This is a genomic window from Actibacterium sp., from assembly GCF_041584535.1.
Taxonomy (GTDB): domain Bacteria; phylum Pseudomonadota; class Alphaproteobacteria; order Rhodobacterales; family Rhodobacteraceae; genus Actibacterium_D.
Map to the genome: position 1 here is coordinate 1 of NZ_JBFHDW010000343.1, position 2,476 is coordinate 2,476.

Annotated in this window: 3 protein-coding genes; all 3 read left to right on the forward strand. The window is 61.8% G+C overall.

Translation table 11 applies throughout. The features are described 5' to 3' along the window. Window positions 1-1,371: glutamate synthase-related protein (locus ABYW26_RS13340; protein WP_372605406.1), on the forward strand; the 1,371-nt coding region annotated here is incomplete at its 5' end. A 94-nt stretch (window positions 1,372-1,465) separates the two neighbouring features. Continuing rightward, window positions 1,466-2,203 carry a monofunctional biosynthetic peptidoglycan transglycosylase gene (mtgA, locus tag ABYW26_RS13345; protein ID WP_372605407.1) on the forward strand — a complete coding sequence of 246 codons (738 nt, stop codon included), beginning with the start codon at window positions 1,466-1,468 and terminating at the stop codon, window positions 2,201-2,203. A gap of 55 nt (window positions 2,204-2,258) precedes the next feature. Then, window positions 2,259-2,476: glutathione S-transferase family protein (locus ABYW26_RS13350; RefSeq protein ID WP_372605408.1), on the forward strand; the 218-nt coding region annotated here is incomplete at its 3' end.

The window sequence follows — 2,476 nt, forward strand, 5'->3', positions numbered from 1 at the left end:
CATAACGGCGGCACGGGCGCTTCGCCCGCGACCAGCATCAAATATGCTGGTCTGCCGTGGGAAATGGGTCTGACCGAGGCGCATCAGGTTCTGTCGATGAACAAGCTGCGCGACCGCGTGACGCTGCGCACCGATGGTGGCCTGCGCACCGGGCGTGACATTGTCATGGCTGCGATGATGGGGGCCGAGGAATACGGCATCGGCACCGCCGCCCTGATCGCGATGGGCTGTATCATGGTGCGTCAGTGCCAGTCGAACACCTGTCCGGTCGGCGTCTGCACCCAAGACGAGCGCCTGCGCGAAAAGTTCACCGGCAATGCCGACAAAGTTGTGAACCTGATCACCTTCTACGCGCAGGAAGTGCGCGAGATTCTGGCCAGCATCGGTGCCCGCAGCCTTGATGACGTGATCGGTCGCGCCGACCTGCTGACGCAGGTCAGCCGTGGTTCGGCGCATCTGGACGATCTGGACCTGAACCCGCTGTTGATCACCGTCGATGGCGCGGCCCAGATCGTTTACGACCGCAACAAGCCGCGCAACGTCGTGCCCGACACTCTGGACGCGCAAATCGTTCAGGACGGTCACCGCTTCCTTGAAGACGGCGAGAAAATGCAGCTGTCCTATGCGGTTCAGAACACCGACCGCACCGTGGGCACCCGCGTTTCCAGCCATATCGTTCAGCGGTTCGGCATGCGCAACAGCCTGCAACCCGACCACCTGCACGTGAAACTGACCGGTTCCGCCGGTCAGTCGCTGGGGGCGTTCGCCGCGCCGGGCCTGAAGATCGAGGTTTCGGGCGATGCGAACGACTATGTCGGCAAGGGCCTGTCGGGTGGCACGATCATCGTGCGTCCGCCGATGCACAGCCCGCTGGTGGCGTCGGAAAACACCATCATCGGCAACACGGTGCTGTATGGCGCCACCGACGGCTATCTGTTTGCCGCCGGTCGCGCGGGTGAACGCTTTGCCGTGCGGAACTCGGGCGCCAAGGTGGTGATCGAGGGCTGCGGCAGCAACGGGTGTGAATACATGACCGGTGGCGTTGCGGTGATCCTTGGCACGGTCGGGGCGAACTTTGGTGCCGGTATGACTGGTGGCATGGCCTATCTTTACGACCCCGAGGGCAAATCGGGCGACATGATGAACATGGAAACGCTGGTGACTTGCCCGGTGACGGTCGATCATTGGCACGATCAGCTGAAAGGCCTGATCGAACGTCATGCGCTGGAAACCAAAAGCCTGAAAGCCCGCGACATCCTGCAACATTGGGATATCGAGATCGGCAACTTCGTTCAGATCTGCCCGAAAGAGATGCTGAACAAGCTGGCACATCCGCTGTCGCTGGAAAGCACCGCCGTTCCGGCGGAATAATCCACGCGCTTTGGCACTGGAAAAATGAAGGCCGGGCACCACGCCCGGCCTTTTTTCATTTCGCGCAAACCCGGTGGGCGGATAAGGTGCCGACGTGGCAAAACAGGCGAAACAGGCAAAGAAATCCAAGGGCGCGACGCGCCTGAACTGGCGCAAACTGCGGCCGGGAAAGCGGGCATTGCGCTATGTTCTGCGCACGGTCTCAGTGGTGTTTCTGGCGATTGCAGTGCTGGTTCTGACCTATCGCTATCTGAACCCGCCCATCACCCACACCATCTGGTCCGAAGGCCGCGATCTGGGCCATGTTGACCGGCAATGGGTCGATTTCGACGAGATCGCCCCGGTCATGGCGCGGTCGGTCGTGGCCGCCGAGGATGCCAATTTCTGCCTGCACTGGGGATTCGATATGAACGCCATCCGCGCCGCATTGCGCGAGGGCGGGCGGAGGGGGGCCTCGACCATCACCCAGCAGACGGTCAAGAACGTGTTCCTGTGGCAAGACCGCAGCTGGCTGCGCAAAGCGCTTGAGGCGGTGCTGACCCCGATGGTCGAAGCCGCCTGGACGAAACGGCGCATTCTTGAGATCTACCTGAACATTGCCGAGTTCGACGAGGGCGTGTTCGGGGTCGAGGCCGCGGCATGGCACTATTTCAAGACCTCCCCGGCCAAGCTGACCGCCAATCAGGCGGCGCGTCTGGCCGTGGTGCTGCCCGACCCGAAAGACCGCAACGCCGCCGATCTCAGCAAGGCATTGCTGAAACGGGTGGCGCAAGTGATGGATGGGGCGGCAACCATTCAGGTCGATGGCCGCGCATCCTGTTTCGACGGTTGAATTCCCCCGCGCCGCACGGCAAGACAGGGCCAGCCCCAATATCCCGGATCAGATCATGAACCGCCTTTTCCACGTCCCGTTGTCCCCCTATTGCCGCAAGCTGAGGCTGGTGCTGGCCGAGAAAAAGATCGAGGTCGAGCTGATCGAGGAACGCTATTGGGAACAGTCCCCGGACTTTCTGCGCCGCAATCCGGCGGGAAAAGTGCCAGTGCTGCGTATGGATGGCCGCACCATGTCGGAAAGCCAGGCGATCTGCGAATATATCGAGGAAAC